Raw genomic sequence first — 15,948 nt, 5'->3', positions numbered from 1 at the left:
ACGGATCCGACATGCCTCTCCAGAACGTGCTCGACTCCACCATGCACTACCGGGAGCTCGGCGCCGGCGCGCCGATCGTCTTCCTGCACGGCAACCCCACCTCCTCCTACCTGTGGCGCAACGTCATGCCCGCCGTCGGGCACGGCCACCGCCTGGCCCCCGACCTGATCGGCATGGGCGAGTCGGGCAAGCCCGCCATCGACTACACCTTCGCCGACCACGTCCGCTACCTGGACGCCTGGTTCGACGCCCTCGACCTCGACGACGTGGTGCTCGTCGGCCACGACTGGGGCGGCGCGCTGGCCTTCGACTGGGCCGCCCGCCACCCGGGCCGAGTGCGCGGGATCGCCTTCACCGAGGCCATCGTCAAGCCGATGAGCTGGGAGGAGCTGCCGGAAGGCGGCCGCGAGCTGTTCCGGGCGATCAAGACCGAGGGCGTGGGCGAATCCATGATCCTCGACGACGACGCCTTCCTCCGGCGGGGCCTGCCCACCACTGTCACCACCGTGCTGACCGAGGAGGACATGGCCGCGTACACGAACCCGTACCCGACGAGGGAGAGCCGCCTGCCGCAGCTGCGCTGGGCCCGCTCGCTGCCGCTGGGCGGGGAGCCGGCCGACGTCGTGGCCTGGATCGAGGCGTTCGACCGGTGGCTGGTGACCAGTGCCGAGGTGCCGAAGCTGCTGATCGGCTTCCGTCCCGGCCTCGGGACGATGTGGACGGACGAGACCCTCGCCTGGTGCGCGGCCAACGTGGCAGCACTCGAGATCGTTCAGCACGAGGAGATCGCCGGGCACCACACGCCGGAGGACTGGCCCCTGGTCATCGCGGCGGACGTCGAGACCTGGCTGGCCAAGCTGCCGTCAGCCGGCTAGCTGGAACTGCCAGATCACCATCGACGGCGTCCCGGCGACGGCCGCCCGCGCCGCCTCGGGCACCATGTCGCTCAGGACCCACGGCCACAGGTGCCACGGCCCCAGGGTCTCGGTGGCGGGCGGCACGGCCTCGTCCCCGGCGTGGAGCGGTGGCTCCTCGCAGCGGCGTACCTGCAGGCCCGCCGCCAGCGCGGCGCGGATGTAGTCGCCGATCAGATGGCGGTATGTCGCGACCCGCGCCGGTCGTCCGTCGGCCAGACGTACGGAAGGACTGATGCCGCGTGCCACACCTTCGGGATGCACGTCCGAGATGACCACGTGCCCGCCGGGCCGCAGCACCCGGGCGAACTCGGCCAGCACCGGGTCCAGCTCGGCCACGTGCGTCAATGCCAGCGAGCAGACCACCAGGTCCACCGCGTCGTCGGGCACCGGCAGGAGACGCAGGTCGCCGAGGTGAAACTCGCCCTGCGGCACGCGTTCGCTGGCCCGGGCCAGCATGTCGGGCGAGCTGTCCACGCCCAGGACCTGGTGTCCGCGACCGGCCAGGTAGGCCGAGAGGCGCCCCGTGCCGCAGGCGGCGTCCAGGGCGACGCCCGCCGGCAGCGCGTCGACGATCTCGTGGACGATCGGCTCATCGATGTCGAACGCCGAATTCGGGCCGTCATATGTTGTCGACCAGATCTGGTAGCCCTCGACGGTGTCCGCTCGGACGACGTCCACGGCGGCGTTCGCCAGCGTGTCGTCGTCGAGGAGCTTGCGGATCTCGGTGAGGCGCGCATCGACGAACCCGCGGTCGTGCTCGCCCGTGAAGGACCGCAGCAACGCGAGCCCTTCCATGCCGAGCACGTAGGCCAGGGGATGCTCGTAGATCACCCGTATCAGGCTAGTGAGGCCCGCCATGCCGCGGCCAGCGAATTATCGCTCCCGTACGGTGAAGCGGACCGGCATGTGCTTGATGCCGTTGATGAAGTCCGAGCGCATCCGCTGGACGGGACCGGCGTGCTCGGCCGACGGGAAGCGGCGCAGCAGCTCTCGGATCATGCAGCGGATCTGCATCCTGGCCAGCCCGGCGCCCAGGCAGAAGTGCGGCCCGCCGCCGCCGAACGTCACGTGGTCGTTCGGGCTGCGCCGGATGTCCAGAACGTGGGGGTCGGTGAAGACGTCCTCGTCGTGGTTGGCCGAGGCGTAGAAGGTGACCACCTTCTCCCCCGCGGCGATCGGCTGTCCGTGCAGCTCGGTGTCCACGGTCGCGGTGCGCCGGAAGTTGTGGATCGAGGAGCCCCAGCGCAGGAACTCCTCGGTGGCCGTGCGCCACAGCTCCTCGTCGTCGATGCCCGCGGCCAGCTCACGGTAGCTGCCGGGATGGCTGATCAGGGCGTTCATGGCGTGGGCGATGAGGTTGCGGGTGGTCTCGTTCCCGGCCACGAACAGGATCACGAAGAACATGCCGATCTCGTCCCTGGTCAGCCGGTCTCCGTCCACCTCGGCCTGCACCAGCGCGGTCAGGATGTCGTCGCGCGGGTGCGCGCGCCGCTCCTCGACCAGCTCGTCGCAGTACGCGAACGCCTCCGCCGAGGCGATCTCGCCGTCCTCCGGCGTGGTGCGGAAATCCGGGTCCTGGAAGCCGACCATGCGGTTGGACCAGTCGAAGATCCGGGCGTGGTCCCGCTCGGGCACGCCGACCAGGTCGCAGATCATCTGCAGCGGCAGGTACTGGGCCACGTCGCCGACGAACTCCACCTCCCCGCCCTTGTCCAGCACGCCGTCGGCGATCTTCTCGGCGCGCCGCTGGATCTTCCCCTTCAGCTGGGCGATCATTCTCGGCGTGAAGCCGGCGCTGACCAGTTTCCGGTAGCGGGTCTGCTTGGGCGGGTCCATGTTGAGCAGCGTCAGGCTCGCCAGGGCGATGAACTCGGGCGTCTGGGTACGGATGAACGCGGTGCCGAGCTCCGTGGACCACGTGTGCGCGTCCCGGCTGATCGCCTTCACGTCCTGATATCTCGTGACGGCCCAGAATCCGGTGTCGCCCGGCACCTCGTGCCAGTGGACCGGCGCGTTCCGCCGCAGGTAGGCGAACTGCTCATGCGGCACCTCGCGTTCCCAGGTGTCTTCCAGCAGGTCGATCTGCATCTGACCCTCCTTCTCCGGGCTTCTACGACAGTCCGAGCAGGTCGCGTAGGTTCTCCACCACGGCGCGGGCCTCGACCGCCGGCGGGTCGAGCCGGTGTTGCACGGCGCAGCCGATGAGCATCGCCAGCACGCCGGCGGCCGTCTGCTCGGGTGGGCGGCGCAGCGGCACCCCGGCCGCCGCGGCCCAGTCGGACAGCCCGTCGGCGAGCCGGGCGCGGACGTCGGCGTACCGCCTGGCCAGGGGCTCGCCGATGGCGGGGTCGCGGGCGCCGTGCAACCACAGCTCCATCTCCAGCAGGAGCCACGGCGCGCTGCGATCGCGGGTCAGCACGCCGAACATGGCGGCCAGGCGCTCGTCGAGCGCGCTGACCTCCTCGAACCCGGACAGCAGCTCGGCCGCGGCCTGCTCCTTCCACACCTCCAGCAGGGCCAGCAGCAGGCCTTCCTTGCCGCCGAAGTGGTCGTACAGCGCGCCCGTGGTGCGATCGGCGGCGCCGGCCACCGCCTCGGCGGAAACGGCGTGAAATCCCTTGCGGGCGAACAGGTCGGCGGCCGCGTCGATCAGCCGGATCCGCGTCTCGGCCCGCCGCTGGTCTTGCGTACGTCCCACCTGGGCCTCCAGGTGCTCATCGGCCCGTCAACATATATCCGCTTCCCTATATATCTCTTGAACGAGCGCTTGGTCAACAGGTGCCGCGCGTGCTCTTCGGCACCACCTGGGACGTACACGTGCTGGTGGAAACGCCTATTGTCGTGACCTGAGTGTTGAAGGAGACGACGAACGATGCCACGCACCTGGCTGACCGAACGGTTCCAGCTCGACGTGCCACTGGTCGGCGCCCCGATGGCGGGGGTGAGCGACGGGCGGCTGGCCGCGGCCGTCTCCGCCGCGGGCGCGCTCGGCATGTTCGGCGTGCCGGCCACGGCCTCGCCCCCATGGATCACCGAGCAGGCCGCCGTCGCCGCCGGGAGCGGCCGGCCGTACGGGATCGGGCTGATGGCCTGGGCGCTGCCGGACAATCCCGGCCAGCTGGACGCGGTGCTCGCCGCCCGTCCCAGCCTGGTCTCCGTCAGCTACGGCGACTTCGCCCCCTACGTCGAGCCGTTGCGGCGGGAAGGGATCACCGTCGCGGTCCAGGCGGGCACCACGGACGAGGCACGCGCGGCCGAGCAGGCCGGCGTGGACGTGATCGTGGCCCGCGGCGGCGAGGGCGGCGGTCACGGCCGCGACGAGGTGGCCACACTGCCGCTGCTGCAGAGCGTGCTGGACGCGGTCGGCGTCCCGGTGCTCGCCGCGGGCGGCATCGCCACGGCCCGCGGGCTGGCCGCCGTGCTCGCGGCAGGCGCGGAGGGAGGCTGGGCCGGCACGGCGTTCCTGGGCTGCGCCGAGACGACCCTGTCGGAGCCGGCCCGGCAGCGGGTGCTGGACAGCGGCGAGACGGGGACCGCGTACGGCCGGGTCTTCGACGTCGCCCAGCGGCTCGCCTGGCCACCGGAGTTCGGCGGGCGCGCCCTGCGTAACGCCTTCTTCGACCGCTGGCACGGCCGGGAGTCGGAGCTGGCCGCCGACGGCGCGGCACAGGCCGAGCTGGAGGCCGCCCGCCGCGCCGGCGACTTCGACACCGCCTACGTCTACGTCGGCCAGGCCGTGGGCCTGGTACGCCGGCCGCGCACGGCCGCCGACGTGGTCGGCGGCTTCGCCGCCGCCGACGAGCTGCTGGGCCGCTTCAGCGGCCCCTGACGGCCCGGTCAAGAATCGCCGCAGGTCAGCGGTGTTTATCCTGGCCGGAACGGCTTGGTCGGAGCAGGATGGATGTCGCCATGGCCACACCTGAGAGCACGTCGGTCATCGTGATCGACACCGAGGGCACGGTGATCGGCTGGACGCCGGCCGCGGAGGCGCTTCTCGGCTACCGCGCGGCCGACATCCTCAACCGTCCCGGCGCGCTGCTGCTCACGGCGGAGCGCGCGGCGGCCTGGGACGCGGCGTACGACGGACAGGAGGACTGGTCCGGCTTCGGTGTGGCCCGCCACCGCGACGGCACCAGGATCCTCGTGTACGTCGAGGGCTCCCGGCTGATCACGCCGGAGGAGAAGGCCGCCTGGCTCGTCGCGGTGACGCCGGCGACCGCGGGAGCCTCGGGACGAGCGTCCTCCTGGCTGGAGCCGCTGCTCACGCGTACTCCGGTGGCCGTGGCGATCTGGGACCGCGACCTGCGCTGCGTGTGGCTGAACGCCGCGGCGGAGCGCCTGCGGCCGGTGTTCCCCCATTACCAGCTCGGCCGCTCGCTGGCGGAGCCGCTGCCGGGCTTCCACACCGAGGCCGCGCGGGACGCGATGCGCAAGGTGCTCTCCAGCGGCGTTCCGCAGCTCGACCGCGAAGCCCGCTGGAGCTCGCCGGACCAGCTCGAGGATCGCACGTTGTCGACCTCCCTCTTCCGGCTGGAAGGCGTGGACGGCCGGCCGCTCGGCGTGTGCACGGTGGCCATCGACATCAGCCACAGCCGCTCGCGCGATCGGCTGGCCCTGCTCCGCGAGGCCAGCGTCCGCATCGGCAGCACGCTCGACGTCGGCAAGACCGCGCAGGAGCTGGCGGACCTGGCGGTGCCGGCTCTCGCCGACTACGTCACCGTCGACCTCGCCGCATCGGTCCTGCCGGACGCCGAACCCCTGCAGCGGCTGGCCGCCACGGAGGTAAGCATCCCCGTGTTCCGCCGTGCGGGCGTGGCCTCCATCCACGAGGGGATGCCCGAATCGCTCTGGTCGCGCGGGCAGGCCGTGTTCGTGCCCCCGTCGTCGCCCTTCACGGAGGTCCTGTCCTCGGGCCGCGCCCACTTCGAGCCCGTGCTGGACACCGCGCCCGGCACCTGGCTCGACCAGGACCCGGACCGGGCGAGGATCATTCGCCGCACCGGCATGCACACGCTGATCATCGTCCCGTTGAAGGCCCGCGGCGACATCCTGGGCATCGCCGTGTTCGTCCGCAACGACAATCTGGAGCCGTTCACCAGGGACGACCTGCTCCTCGCGGAGGAGCTCGGCGCCCGTGCCGCGCTGAGCCTCGACAACGCCCGCCAGTACACCCGCGAGCGCACCGCCGCCCTCGCCCTGCAGCGCAACCTGCTTCCGGGCTACCTGAACGGCGGTGGCGCCGTCGAGGTGGCCTCGCGCTACCTGCCCTCCGACGTGCACGAGGGTGTCGGCGGCGACTGGTTCGACGCGATCCCGCTGCGGGACGGCCGGGTCGCGCTGGTCGTCGGGGACGTGACAGGGCACGGCATCAACGCCGCGGCGACCATGGGACGCCTGCGCACCGCTGTACGCACCCTCGCGTACATGGGCCTGCCTCCCGACGAGCTGCTCGCCCACCTCGACGACCTGGTCGTGCGCCTGGAGGAGGAGGACGCCGGGCCCGGCAGGCTGCCGCTGGACACCACGGGAGCCACCTGCCTGTACGCGGTCTACGACCCGGCCACCGGGCGCTGCGCCATGGCCGGAGCCGGGCACCCGCCGCCCGCCATCGTCGCCCCGTCCGGCGAGGTCGCCTTCCCCCGCCTGCCCAGCGGCACCCCGATCGGCCTGGGGCTCGGCTCCTACCGGTCCCTCGAGGTCGAACTCGCCGAAGGCAGCATGATCGCCCTGTACACGGACGGCCTGATCGAAACCCGCGAGGCCGACATCGACGCCGGCATCGATCGCCTCGGCGCCGCCCTGGCCCGCGCCGCCGCCCTGCCGCTGGAGAAGGTCTGCGCCAGGGTCATCCGGTCCATGGTGGGCGACACCGGCTCCGACGACGACGTCGCGCTCCTCGTGGCCCGTACCCGCGTCCTGTGATCCGCCGGCGGGACGGCGCGTCACCCCGAGGTCAAGTTCTGGATTCCGGAAACAAAGACCTGCCAGGAGGACATCCCCCGCCTTCCTTCCGAGCCAGGAAGGATTACTATGTGTCGCATATTGACTACTTTCTGTCACGCGATACTGGGGGCTCGTGTGAAGGTGGCCTGCGTCGGCGGCGGACCCGCCAACCTGTACTTCTCGGTCCTGATGAAGCTTGTGGACCCATCCCACGACGTCACCGTCTATGAGCGCAACCCGGTCGGCTCGACGTACGGATGGGGCGTGACCTACTGGGAGGAGCTGCTCGAAGATCTGCACGGCGCGGATCCCGAGTCCGCGCGCGCCATCAGAGACGGCTCGGTCCGCTGGGACAGCTGGAGCGTGCACATCCAGGACCGGGTGACCGTGACACTGGATCACGGGGACGTGAGCTTCGGCATCGGCCGGCACGACCTGCTCGGCATCCTCGCCGAGCGGGCCCGCTCCCTCGGCGTGCGCATCGAGTACGAGCGCGAGATCGCCGGCGAGGAGGAGGTGGCCGATGCCGACCTCGTCGTCGCCGGCGACGGCATCAACAGCGGGCTGCGCGAGCGCTACGCCGACCACTTCGGCCCCGAAGTGGCGGTCGGCCAGAACTTCTACACCTGGCTCGGCACCACCAAGATCTTCGACACCTTCACCTTCGCCTTCGTCGAGACCGCGCACGGCTGGATCTGGTGTTACGGCTACGGATTCGGCCAGGACCACAGCACCTGCGTCGTCGAGTGCTTCCCCGAGGTCTGGCGGGGGCTCGGGCTCGACCAGGCGAACGAGGCCGACAGCCTGGCCATGCTGGAGAAGCTCTTCGCCGACATCCTCGACGGGCACGCACTGATCGGCCGGGCCCAGCCGGACGGCAGCGCGCACTGGCTGAACTTCCGCACCCTGACCAACCGGAGGTGGTACCGCGGCAACCTCGTCCTGCTCGGAGACGCCGCGCACACCACGCACTACTCCATCGGCGCGGGCACCGCCCTCGCACTCGGGGACGCCGCCTTCCTGGTCGACGCGCTGCACAAGGACCCGCAACTCGACCACGCCCTCGCCCGCTTCGAGCGGCAGCGCAGATCCGCGATCCGCCCCACCCAGAGAGCGGCCCGCTACAGCGCCCGGTGGTACGAGAGCCTTCCGCGCTACATCGGCCTTCCACCGGAGCAGGTGTTCGACCTGCTCGGCCGGCGGCACTCTCCGCTGCTCGCCCATCTGCCGCCGCGGCTCTACTACGCGATGGACCGGGCGGGCGTGCAGCTCATGTCGCTGGGCTCGAAGATCGTGCCGCGGCGTGGCGGCCGGCGCGATAGCCGAAGATGACCGCAGGCGCGATGGTGGAGCCGGGCCCGGGGTACGTGCGTCCCATCACCGATGCGGTGGTGTTGCCGGCGGCGTAGAGCCCGGCGATGGGCTGCCCGCCGGTGTCGAGCACGCGGGCGTCGGCGTCGGTGAGCAGGCCGCCCTTCGTGCCGAGGTCGCCGGGCACCAGCTGGACGGCGGTGAACGGGCCCTTCTCGAGCGGCCCGAGATTGGGATTCGGTTTGACCCTGGGGTCACCGTAGTAGTTGTCGTACACGGTGCGGCCGCGGCCGAAGTCCTCGTCGACCCCACGGCGCGCGAAGCCGTTGAACCGGTCCACGGTGCCCCGCAGCCGGGCCGATTCCATGCCGAGCACGCCGGCCAGCTCCTCGATCGTGGCGGCGGAGCGGACGATGCCGGCCTCACGCAGTTTCTTGCCGCCCTGCATCAACGCCGTGAACAGATAGCGGCGCCGATGGCGGGCATCGACGATCAGCCAGCTCGGGATCGCCGAAACGGTCTTGTTCCGCTCCAGCATCGCGTGGCCGAAGTCGATGTAGCTGGCCGACTCGTTGGTGTAGCGCTCCCCGAGTCCGTCCACGATGATGCCGAACGGCATCGACCGCTCGGCGAGCATGAACTGGGCCGTCCCGTCCGGCATCGGCACGGCCGAGCCCCACCACGCGTCGTCCATGAGGGCCAGCTGAGCGCCGATGGACTCGGCGATCCTGATCGCGTCTCCGAGGTCGCCGTCGGCGGCGGAGCTGTATCCGGGCACGCCGTGATACTTCTGCCGCCAGTCGCCGTGGTGCGCGAACCCACCGGCCGCCAGCGTGACGCCGCCGCGGGCCCGGATCCGCAGCGGCCTGCCGTCCGGCCCGGCGACCATCGCACCGGTGACCTCGCCGTCGTCCACGATCAGCTCGGTCAGCGGCGCGTTGAGCAGAACCTCGGTGCCCTGCCGCACGACGATCGACATGAGGCTCGCCACGAGCCCCGACCCCAGGCCCGACAGCCGCTTGCCTCTCGCCAGGCCCCACAGCGTCCGGAACACGAACCGCGCACCTCGTACGAATCCATCCGGAGAGGACCAGGCCCGGGCGAGCAGCCACACGTCATCGGTTTTCAACGGTATGGGCGGCAGCGCCTCGCCGGCGCGCGAGGTGTCGCGCCACTCACCCAGCGTGCGCAGGTCGAAGGGCTCGGCCTCGATACCCCGGCCGACCATCCCGCCCGGCCGGTCGGGGTAGTAGTCCGGATAGTCCTTGTCCGCGGCCCACCGCACCCCCAGCCGCTCCAGGAACCGGAACACCTCCGGAACGGTCTCGACGAAGGCACGCCGCCGCTCAGAGGAGCTGGCCGGGCCGGCGTCCCCGATGGCCGCCGCCATGTAGGTCAGCGCCTTGTCGACCGAGTCCTCCCGCCCGAACGTGGCCATCAGCGGGTTCGTCGGCATCCACAGCCCGCCTCCGCTCAGCGCCGTGGTCCCGCCCCACTTCGACGTGCTCTCCACCACCAGCACCCGCTGCCCGGCGTCGGCCGCGACGGCCGCGGTGGCCAGGCCGGCCGCGCCGGTGCCGACCACCAGCACGTCGACCTCGCGGTCCCATGGCGCGCCCATCAGACCGCGGCCCAGCCGTTGTCGACGGCGAGGATGACGCCGTTGATGTTGCTGGCGGCGTCGGAGGCCAGGAACACGATGGCGGCGGCCTGTTCGTCGGCCTCGGCGACGCGGCCGACGTTCTGCATGTACGCGCCGAGCGTTTTCGGGCCGTGCGCCGCCGGGTCGACGTCGAGGACGATGCCGGTCTGGGTGCCCCCGGGAGCGATCGCGTTGGCGCGGATGCCGGAGTCGCGGTACATGACCGCGATCGACCGGGTGAGCCCGGCCACGCCGTGCTTGGAGACGGTGTACGCGGTGCCGGCCGCGCTGCCGCGCAGGGCCGCCTCGGACGCGGTGTTGACGATCGCGCCCTTGCCCTTGGCGAGCATGTGCGGCAGGGCGGCGCGGGTGAGCAGGAACGGCGCGGTCAGGTTGACCCGGATGACGCGCTCCCACTCGGCGTCGGAGACGTCGGCGGCGGCCGACATCCGGTCCATGATGCCGGCGTTGTTGACCAGCACGTCCAGGCCGCCGAAGGTGTCCACCGCGGTGGTGACGACCTCCTCGACCACCGCAGGGTCGCCCAGGTCGCCCGCCACCGCCACCGCGGTGCCGCCGGCCGCCTGGATCTCCGCCACGACCGCCTTGGCGGCCTCGCCGTTGAGATCGGCCACCACCACCTTGGCGCCCTCGTGGGCGAAGCGGACGGCGGCGGCCCGCCCGATTCCCGATCCGGCACCGGTGACGATGACACTGCTGTCCTGCAGCCCACTGCTGCTCATGCTCTGCTCCTCCGCAGTCGTGCGCCATGACGGTCTCACCAGCGCTACGGGCGCCGGCCGCCAAGGCCTGGTCAGGACCGTACGACTTTTTGGCGCTTTGCGCCAGATAGTCAGAGAAAGACAATAAGTGGTAGCGTTGTGAAACGTGTCCCGCGAATCACCGGCGCTGGTCCAGGCTCGCCCGACCGGGCGGACCGGACGTCCGCCCCTGACCGAACGGCGCAAGGCCGCGACCCGGCTGGAGATCGCCCGCGAGGCCGTCCGCCTGTTCACCGCCAACGGCGTCGCCGGCACCTCCGCCGAGGACATCGCGGCGGCGGCCGGCATCTCTTCCCGCACGTTGTGGCGCTACTTCCCGAGCAAGGAAAGCTGTGTCCTGCCCCTGCTGACCGGGGGGATCGAGGTCGCCACCCAGTGCCTGCGGTCATGGCGCCCCGACCAGGGTGTGGCGGAGCTGCTCGACGCCATGCTCCGCAGCGCCGGCGAGCTCGCCCCCGACCGAGTGGCGCTGCTGGACCTGGTACGCCTGACCGGCAGCGAGCCGGGACTACGCGCGGTGTGGCTGGAGGCGCACCGGGAGGCCGAGCCGGTGTTCGCGGCCGCGCTGGCCGAGCGCGCCGGGCTGGCCAGTCCTGACCTGGACATCACCGTGCAGGCGGCCATGATCAACGTCGCCCTGCGGACGGGCGTGGAGCACTACGCCTCGCGCACCGACCCCGCGGCTGTGGAGGAGCCGGGCCTGCTGGAGGCGACGGTCGGCCAGGCGCTGCGGACCGCCGCCCGCGGTTTCTCGCCCTGAGGTCATCGAAGCCGGGTCGCCCGCCAGCTTCGAGGCCTACGGGCCCGGCTTGACGTTCTTCATCGTGAAGTGCGAGGCGATGCCCCTGACCCGTGGGATGGTCATCACGCGCCGGCTGAGGAAGGTCTCGTAGGCGGCCAGATCGGCGACCGCCACCCGCACGAAGTAATCGGGACTGCCGAACAGCCGGCGTAGCTCGATGACCTCCTCGGCCTGGACCAGGGCCTGCTCGAAGCGCTCGACGGTCTCCGCGTCCTGGGCATCGAGAGTGAGGTCGACCAGGACCTCGAAGGACCGGCCCACGGCGGCGGGGTCGACGACGGCCCGGTAGCCGCGGATGACACCCTCGGCCTCCAGCCGCTGGACGCGCCGCAGGCACGGCCCGGTGGTGAGCCCGACCCGATGGGCGAGCTCGACGTTCGTCAGCCGTCCGTCCCGCTCCAACTCGGCGATGATTGCTCTGTCTATCGCATCCACACAGAGAATATTGCAGCGGGAGCTGCTGTGTGAGCAATATTCGCAACCACATGGCGCGGCTTCTACGAGACCATGGTGAGGTGCGACACGACGTTCCTCCCCAGGTCACCGCGGCGGCTCCGGCGACCCGGCGGCAACAGATCGCGGCGGGAGTGCGCGATTCCTTCTCCGCGGGGCTGGGGATCTTCCCGCTGGGGATCGCCCTCGGCCTGCTGATCCTCCAGGCCGGCCTTCCCTGGTGGCTCGCCCCCGCCCTGTCCCTTGCCGCGTTCGCCGGCTCTCTGGAGCTGCTGCTGGTGGGCATGATGGCGACCGTCACGCCGCTCGCCGCCGTTGCGCTGACCGTCCTGGTGGTCAACTTCCGGCACGTCTTCTACGCCTTCTCCTTCCCTCTCCACGTGGTCAAGAGCCCGCTGGCCAAGGTGTACGCCGTCTACGCCATGATCGACGAGGCGTACGCCGTCAACGCTTCCCTGCCCGAAGCGCAACGCTCGGCGCCCCGGCTGCTGGCCATGCAGGTCGCCTGCGAGACGTACTGGGTCGGCGGCGGCCTGGTCGGCGTCGCCATCGGCACGGCCCTGCCCGCGCCGATCAAGGGCCTGGAGTTCGCCCTGTGCGCCCTGTTCACCGTGCTCACCCTGGACGCCTTCCGCTCCCGCGGCGAGATCCCCTCGGCGCTGATCGCCGGAGCCAGCGTGACCGTCGCCCTCATCGTCACCCCGGGCGTCGCCATGTTCACCGCACTGCTGCTGTTCGTCGCCCTGCTGCTGGCCCGCCACGCCCTCACCGCCCGCCGGCCCGCTCGCCGGACTGCCCCTCGACCTACCCCTCGGCCCGCCTCGGAGACCGCCGATGCCTAGCACCGCCTATCTCATCGCCGTCCTCGCGATCGTTTTCACCATCACCTTCGCCCTGCGCGCCGTGCCGTTCGCGGTGCTGCGCACGCTGCGCACCTCGGCGATCGTGCGGCAGCTGTCGGTGTGGATGCCGGTCGGCATTCTCGCGATCCTGGCCGTGACCGCCCTGCACGGCACCATCACCGCCGAGCCGCACGCGACGCCGTACGCGCTGCTCGCGGTCGCCGTCACCGCGGGCGTCCACCTCGCCTTCGGCCGCCGCACGATCCTGAGCGTGGGCATCGGCACCGCCGTCTACGTCGTCCTCGTCAACGCCTTCTAACCCGTTGGGGCTGCATGCCGTACCGCCTGCAGGCCCGGCAGCGGAAATGCGCCGAGCCTGGCCCCCGTGCCAGGGTCCAGCCGGATCACTTGATCGCCCGCCCCGGCCAGCAGTTCGTCCGCGGTCCAGAGCACGCCGCGAGCGGGACCGGGCAGGGGCCAGTCGGCCAGCGGTGCGAGCGTCTGTCCGTCGGCCACCAGCACCCGCGAACCCACCGCCAGGTAGAGGCGCTGACCACCAGCCGCCGCGTACGCCTCCCCCGCGGGCCGCTCACCGAGCCGGCCGCTGCGCCGGATCGCCTGGTCGTCGGTGGAGGCCACCACGACGCTGCCGGTGGAGGCGTCGAAGGCGTACAGCCGCTTGCCCGCCGCGTCCAGCGCGATCGTGTGCGCCTCGGGCGGGCCCAGCCCGAACGGCGCGGGCAGGTCCAAGCAATAGGCCCACCTTTGGTCCAGGTTGAGCACGTGCACGAACGCGTGCACGCCGGGGCTCTGGTCCCGCCCCGCCACCAGGTCGCGGGTGTGCAGGTGGTCGTCCTGGTGGGTGTAGAGGGTGTAGAGCACGCCCGCGGTGGAGTCCAGCACGGCCTGGCGGCCCCGCCCGCGCATCTCCTCCTCGGCGCCGCGCGGGATCTGCGTCTTGTCACGCGTCTGCAGCGGCCCCATCTCGCCGGTCTCCAGGTCGTACATCCGCACCCGGTAGCGGTCGGGGCGCTCGGGCGGCAGGTGGTCCAGCAGGTACATGGCCCGGCCGTCGCCGGAGAACGCCTCGGGCTCGATGTTGCCGTCCAGCTCGAGCGCCCGCGTCTCGTTCTCGCCGACCAGCGTGATCCTGGTACGGCGACGCGGCCCGGGCGGCGGCCCCACCGCGATCAACCGGGTGGAGACGGCCTTGATCTGCCGGCCGGTGACCGGTTCGTCGGCCAGCAGGGCGCCGGTGCCGACCCGGTAGCTGCGTAGGCGGCCGGCCGTCAGCTGGTGGACCGTGGTCCAGGTGCCGTCGGCCACGGCGGCGGGATAGGCGGCCTTGACCCTGCCCGTGGCCAGGTCGACCAGGGCCAGCCCGGCGGCGGTGCTGGCGAACAGCCGGCCCGGTTTGGGGGCGGGAGCCGCGGGCGCGGCCTTGGTGGCGGGCCGCTCGGCCGCGCAGGCCGACACGGCGGCGGCAGCGCCGAGCGCTAATGCCTGACGTCTCGTGATGGAGGACACGCTCTCCCTACACCGCCCGCGCCCGCCAGGTTCCCCTCGACGCCGGTTTGCGTTCGCGCGCGCTCGAAGCCCTAGCGTCGCCACCGACGATCTGATCACCAGGGCACTCGAAACGCTTGGTGCTGATGGGTGCCATCGCCATTGCGGGAGGCGCTTTTCGCGCTGCTGGTGAATCCGGAGCGCGACGGCGCGAAGGTGGAGGTGGCCCCCGCTTCCTCAAGCGCGGGTTAGGCAGGCCTACGTGAGCGGGTCCGGCCGGTGGGCGGGCTGGAAGAGTTCGATCAGGTTGCCGGCGGGGTCGGCGAGCAGGATCTGGCGCCCGCCGGGCCCGGCGACCACGTCGCCGCGGAAGGACAGGCCGGCGTCGCGGAGCCGGGTGATCTCCTTATCCAGGTCGTCGACGACGAGGTGGATACGGTTGCGGCCGGCGGTGTTGGCCTCGTCGGGGGTAGCACGGGCGCCGGAACTGGCGGGCCCCGACAGCAGCAGGCGCAGCGGGCCACGGACCACGTCGGCGAAAGCGGGTACAGCGCTGGTGTTCAGCGTGAAGCCGAGGTGGGTGGTGTAGAAGTCGATGGCGGCCTGCACGTCGTCAACGAGGTAGCGGACGCTGGCGTAGTGATCGGATGTGGTCACGGCGGACCCTCCTTACGGTTGGTGGCGGCGAGCACGGGCAGCAGGTGCCGGATGCGGGTGGCGATATCTGCTGCGGTGCGCTGGAAGGCGGGATATCCGGCCTGGTCGGTGTCGCCGGCCATGGCAGGCTCGGGGATGCTCCAGTGGGCCTGCCGGGGATGGTGGGGAAACTCCGGGCAGTCTTCGCGGGCCTTGTCGCACAACGTGATCACGTGGTCGAACGTCTGGCCGGCGAGCGTGTCCAGGTGCCGGGGGCGCTGGCCGGAGATGTCGATGTCGAAGGCCTCGCGCAGCACCCGCACGGTGTTGGGGTGCAGCCGGGCCCGGGGCCGGCTGCCGGCACTGGTCACGCTCACGCGGCCGGCCGTGTGGTGACGCAGCAGCGCTTCGGCGATCGGTGAGCGGGCGCTGTTGCCCGTGCATACGAACAGCACGGCGATACGACGGGCCTGCTGCTGGTCGGCCGAAGGAAACGACGGCGCGGCCTTCGTGCGCAACGCGGCGCCGCTGTCGATCAGCGCGTCCGTGCAGCGCTCCAGATCCAGGTGATAGTAGCTGTCGCGGCCGTCGAAGCTGCTGCGGGTGGCGGTGACCAGTCCGCCGTCGCGCAGCAGCCTCAGGTGGTAGGAGACCAGGTTTTGCGGCTGGTCGACCCGTGTCGCCAGCTCGCGGACCCGGTAGTCGCTGTCGGCGAGTGCGGTCAGCAGCCGCCAGCGTAGCGGGTGGGCGGCCAGCCGGACGAACGCCGGCGGGGTGAGGCCCTGGCCGGAGAGTGCCATACGCACGACCATACATCAAACCCATTTGATGTATCAAACTGGCTTGATGGACTCGGTTCCCTTGTTCCAGCGCCACGGCACGGCCCGGCCGGCCAGGTGGACACCGCCGATCCAGCGGTCGACGCCGTTGAGTGTGATGTGGTCTTGCCGTCCGTGCAGCACGTGGCGGCCCGCGTCGGTGAGGCTCAGGCGGGTGTTGCGGTCGACCGGGGCGGTGGCCGGGTGGGGCTCGAGCAACGGCGTCGGCCAGCGTGCGACCCGTATCATCTCAGCTACGATTGACCGATCGCACCCCCGAAATCCTGCGGGAATCC

At 71.4% G+C, this 15,948-nt stretch carries 17 protein-coding genes; 7 read left to right on the top strand and 10 right to left on the bottom strand.

Annotated features, from left to right (window positions below; all coding sequences use genetic code 11):
- Positions 1 to 11 precede the first annotated feature (11 nt).
- Positions 12 to 875: a haloalkane dehalogenase gene (locus ACTWQA_RS47510; RefSeq protein ID WP_443165443.1), complete on the top strand. Its 864-nt coding sequence runs from the start codon at positions 12 to 14 to the stop codon at positions 873 to 875.
- Here the strand turns inward: ACTWQA_RS47510 and ACTWQA_RS47505 are convergent.
- From ACTWQA_RS47505 to ACTWQA_RS47495, 3 genes are read right to left on the bottom strand one after another with little or no spacing between them, the layout of a single operon-like run.
- On the bottom strand, positions 864 to 1,748 hold the full coding sequence (locus ACTWQA_RS47505) for a class I SAM-dependent methyltransferase (RefSeq protein WP_443165442.1): 885 nt from the start codon (positions 1,746 to 1,748) through the stop codon (positions 864 to 866). The two genes, ACTWQA_RS47510 and ACTWQA_RS47505, sit on opposite strands and share 12 nt — an antisense overlap.
- 42 nt (positions 1,749 to 1,790) lie before the next feature.
- Positions 1,791 to 3,005 carry a cytochrome P450 gene (locus ACTWQA_RS47500; protein ID WP_305918588.1) on the bottom strand — a complete coding sequence of 405 codons (1,215 nt, stop codon included), beginning with the start codon at positions 3,003 to 3,005 and terminating at the stop codon, positions 1,791 to 1,793.
- A gap of 22 nt (positions 3,006 to 3,027) precedes the next feature.
- Entirely contained in the window at positions 3,028 to 3,615 is a 588-nt protein-coding gene (locus ACTWQA_RS47495) for a TetR/AcrR family transcriptional regulator (RefSeq protein ID WP_327581723.1), read from the bottom strand.
- A 174-nt stretch (positions 3,616 to 3,789) separates the two neighbouring features.
- On the opposite strand from ACTWQA_RS47495, the gene ACTWQA_RS47490 reads away from it, so the two are divergent.
- The 3 genes from ACTWQA_RS47490 (at position 3,790) to ACTWQA_RS47480 (ending at position 8,192) form a co-directional block, all read left to right on the top strand.
- Positions 3,790 to 4,746 carry an NAD(P)H-dependent flavin oxidoreductase gene (locus ACTWQA_RS47490; protein WP_443165441.1) on the top strand — a complete coding sequence of 319 codons (957 nt, stop codon included), beginning with the start codon at positions 3,790 to 3,792 and terminating at the stop codon, positions 4,744 to 4,746.
- Positions 4,747 to 4,826: 80 nt separating this feature from the next.
- The gene (locus ACTWQA_RS47485) at positions 4,827 to 6,839 is read left to right on the top strand and encodes a SpoIIE family protein phosphatase (RefSeq protein WP_443165440.1); all 2,013 of its coding nucleotides are present in this window, start codon (positions 4,827 to 4,829) and stop codon (positions 6,837 to 6,839) included.
- A gap of 156 nt (positions 6,840 to 6,995) precedes the next feature.
- Positions 6,996 to 8,192 carry an FAD-dependent monooxygenase gene (locus ACTWQA_RS47480; protein WP_443165439.1) on the top strand — a complete coding sequence of 399 codons (1,197 nt, stop codon included), beginning with the start codon at positions 6,996 to 6,998 and terminating at the stop codon, positions 8,190 to 8,192.
- Here the strand turns inward: ACTWQA_RS47480 and ACTWQA_RS47475 are convergent.
- Together ACTWQA_RS47475 and ACTWQA_RS47470 are read right to left on the bottom strand one after the other, a co-directional pair.
- Complete coding sequence (locus ACTWQA_RS47475; RefSeq protein WP_443165438.1) at positions 8,131 to 9,792, bottom strand: FAD-dependent oxidoreductase; 1,662 nt, start codon at positions 9,790 to 9,792, stop codon at positions 8,131 to 8,133. The two genes, ACTWQA_RS47480 and ACTWQA_RS47475, sit on opposite strands and share 62 nt — an antisense overlap.
- Positions 9,792 to 10,556: an SDR family NAD(P)-dependent oxidoreductase gene (locus tag ACTWQA_RS47470; protein WP_443165437.1), complete on the bottom strand. Its 765-nt coding sequence runs from the start codon at positions 10,554 to 10,556 to the stop codon at positions 9,792 to 9,794. The genes ACTWQA_RS47475 and ACTWQA_RS47470 overlap by 1 nt, the downstream gene beginning before the upstream one ends.
- Positions 10,557 to 10,701: 145 nt before the next feature.
- Between ACTWQA_RS47470 and ACTWQA_RS47465 the strand changes: the two genes are divergently transcribed.
- Entirely contained in the window at positions 10,702 to 11,355 is a 654-nt protein-coding gene (locus tag ACTWQA_RS47465; RefSeq protein WP_443165436.1) for a TetR/AcrR family transcriptional regulator, read from the top strand.
- Positions 11,356 to 11,391: 36 nt separating this feature from the next.
- Here the strand turns inward: ACTWQA_RS47465 and ACTWQA_RS47460 are convergent, their stop codons facing one another.
- A complete protein-coding gene (locus ACTWQA_RS47460; RefSeq protein WP_327581717.1) occupies positions 11,392 to 11,832 on the bottom strand; it encodes an Lrp/AsnC family transcriptional regulator in 441 nt (146 codons plus the stop codon).
- Between the two features lie 80 nt (positions 11,833 to 11,912).
- Between ACTWQA_RS47460 and ACTWQA_RS47455 the strand changes: the two genes are divergently transcribed.
- Together ACTWQA_RS47455 and ACTWQA_RS47450 are read left to right on the top strand one after the other, a co-directional pair.
- Positions 11,913 to 12,692 (top strand): AzlC family ABC transporter permease, encoded by a 780-nt coding sequence (locus tag ACTWQA_RS47455; RefSeq protein WP_443165435.1) that lies wholly within the window; start codon positions 11,913 to 11,915, stop codon positions 12,690 to 12,692.
- Positions 12,685 to 13,011, top strand: a complete 327-nt coding sequence (locus ACTWQA_RS47450; protein WP_443165434.1) for a branched-chain amino acid transporter permease — start codon at positions 12,685 to 12,687, stop codon at positions 13,009 to 13,011. The genes ACTWQA_RS47455 and ACTWQA_RS47450 overlap by 8 nt, the downstream gene beginning before the upstream one ends.
- Here the strand turns inward: ACTWQA_RS47450 and ACTWQA_RS47445 are convergent.
- The 4 genes from ACTWQA_RS47445 to ACTWQA_RS47430 all read right to left on the bottom strand — a co-directional run bounded on the left by ACTWQA_RS47445 (position 13,008) and on the right by ACTWQA_RS47430 (position 15,901).
- Positions 13,008 to 14,219: a YncE family protein gene (locus tag ACTWQA_RS47445; RefSeq protein ID WP_443165433.1), complete on the bottom strand. Its 1,212-nt coding sequence runs from the start codon at positions 14,217 to 14,219 to the stop codon at positions 13,008 to 13,010. The genes ACTWQA_RS47450 and ACTWQA_RS47445 overlap by 4 nt on opposite strands.
- Before the next feature lie 237 nt (positions 14,220 to 14,456).
- Entirely contained in the window at positions 14,457 to 14,855 is a 399-nt protein-coding gene (locus ACTWQA_RS47440) for a VOC family protein (protein WP_443165432.1), read from the bottom strand.
- Positions 14,852 to 15,634 (bottom strand): arsenate reductase/protein-tyrosine-phosphatase family protein, encoded by a 783-nt coding sequence (locus ACTWQA_RS47435; protein WP_443165431.1) that lies wholly within the window; start codon positions 15,632 to 15,634, stop codon positions 14,852 to 14,854. The genes ACTWQA_RS47440 and ACTWQA_RS47435 overlap by 4 nt, the downstream gene beginning before the upstream one ends.
- Positions 15,635 to 15,667: 33 nt before the next feature.
- Positions 15,668 to 15,901 carry a hypothetical protein gene (locus ACTWQA_RS47430; RefSeq protein ID WP_443165430.1) on the bottom strand — a complete coding sequence of 78 codons (234 nt, stop codon included), beginning with the start codon at positions 15,899 to 15,901 and terminating at the stop codon, positions 15,668 to 15,670.
- Positions 15,902 to 15,948 lie beyond the last annotated feature (47 nt).

This window comes from Nonomuraea sp. 10N515B, assembly GCF_052245915.1.
Lineage (GTDB): Bacteria > Actinomycetota > Actinomycetes > Streptosporangiales > Streptosporangiaceae > Nonomuraea.
The sequence above is the reverse complement of the archived record's forward strand: the minus strand, read 5'-3'. Positions and strand labels throughout refer to the sequence as shown.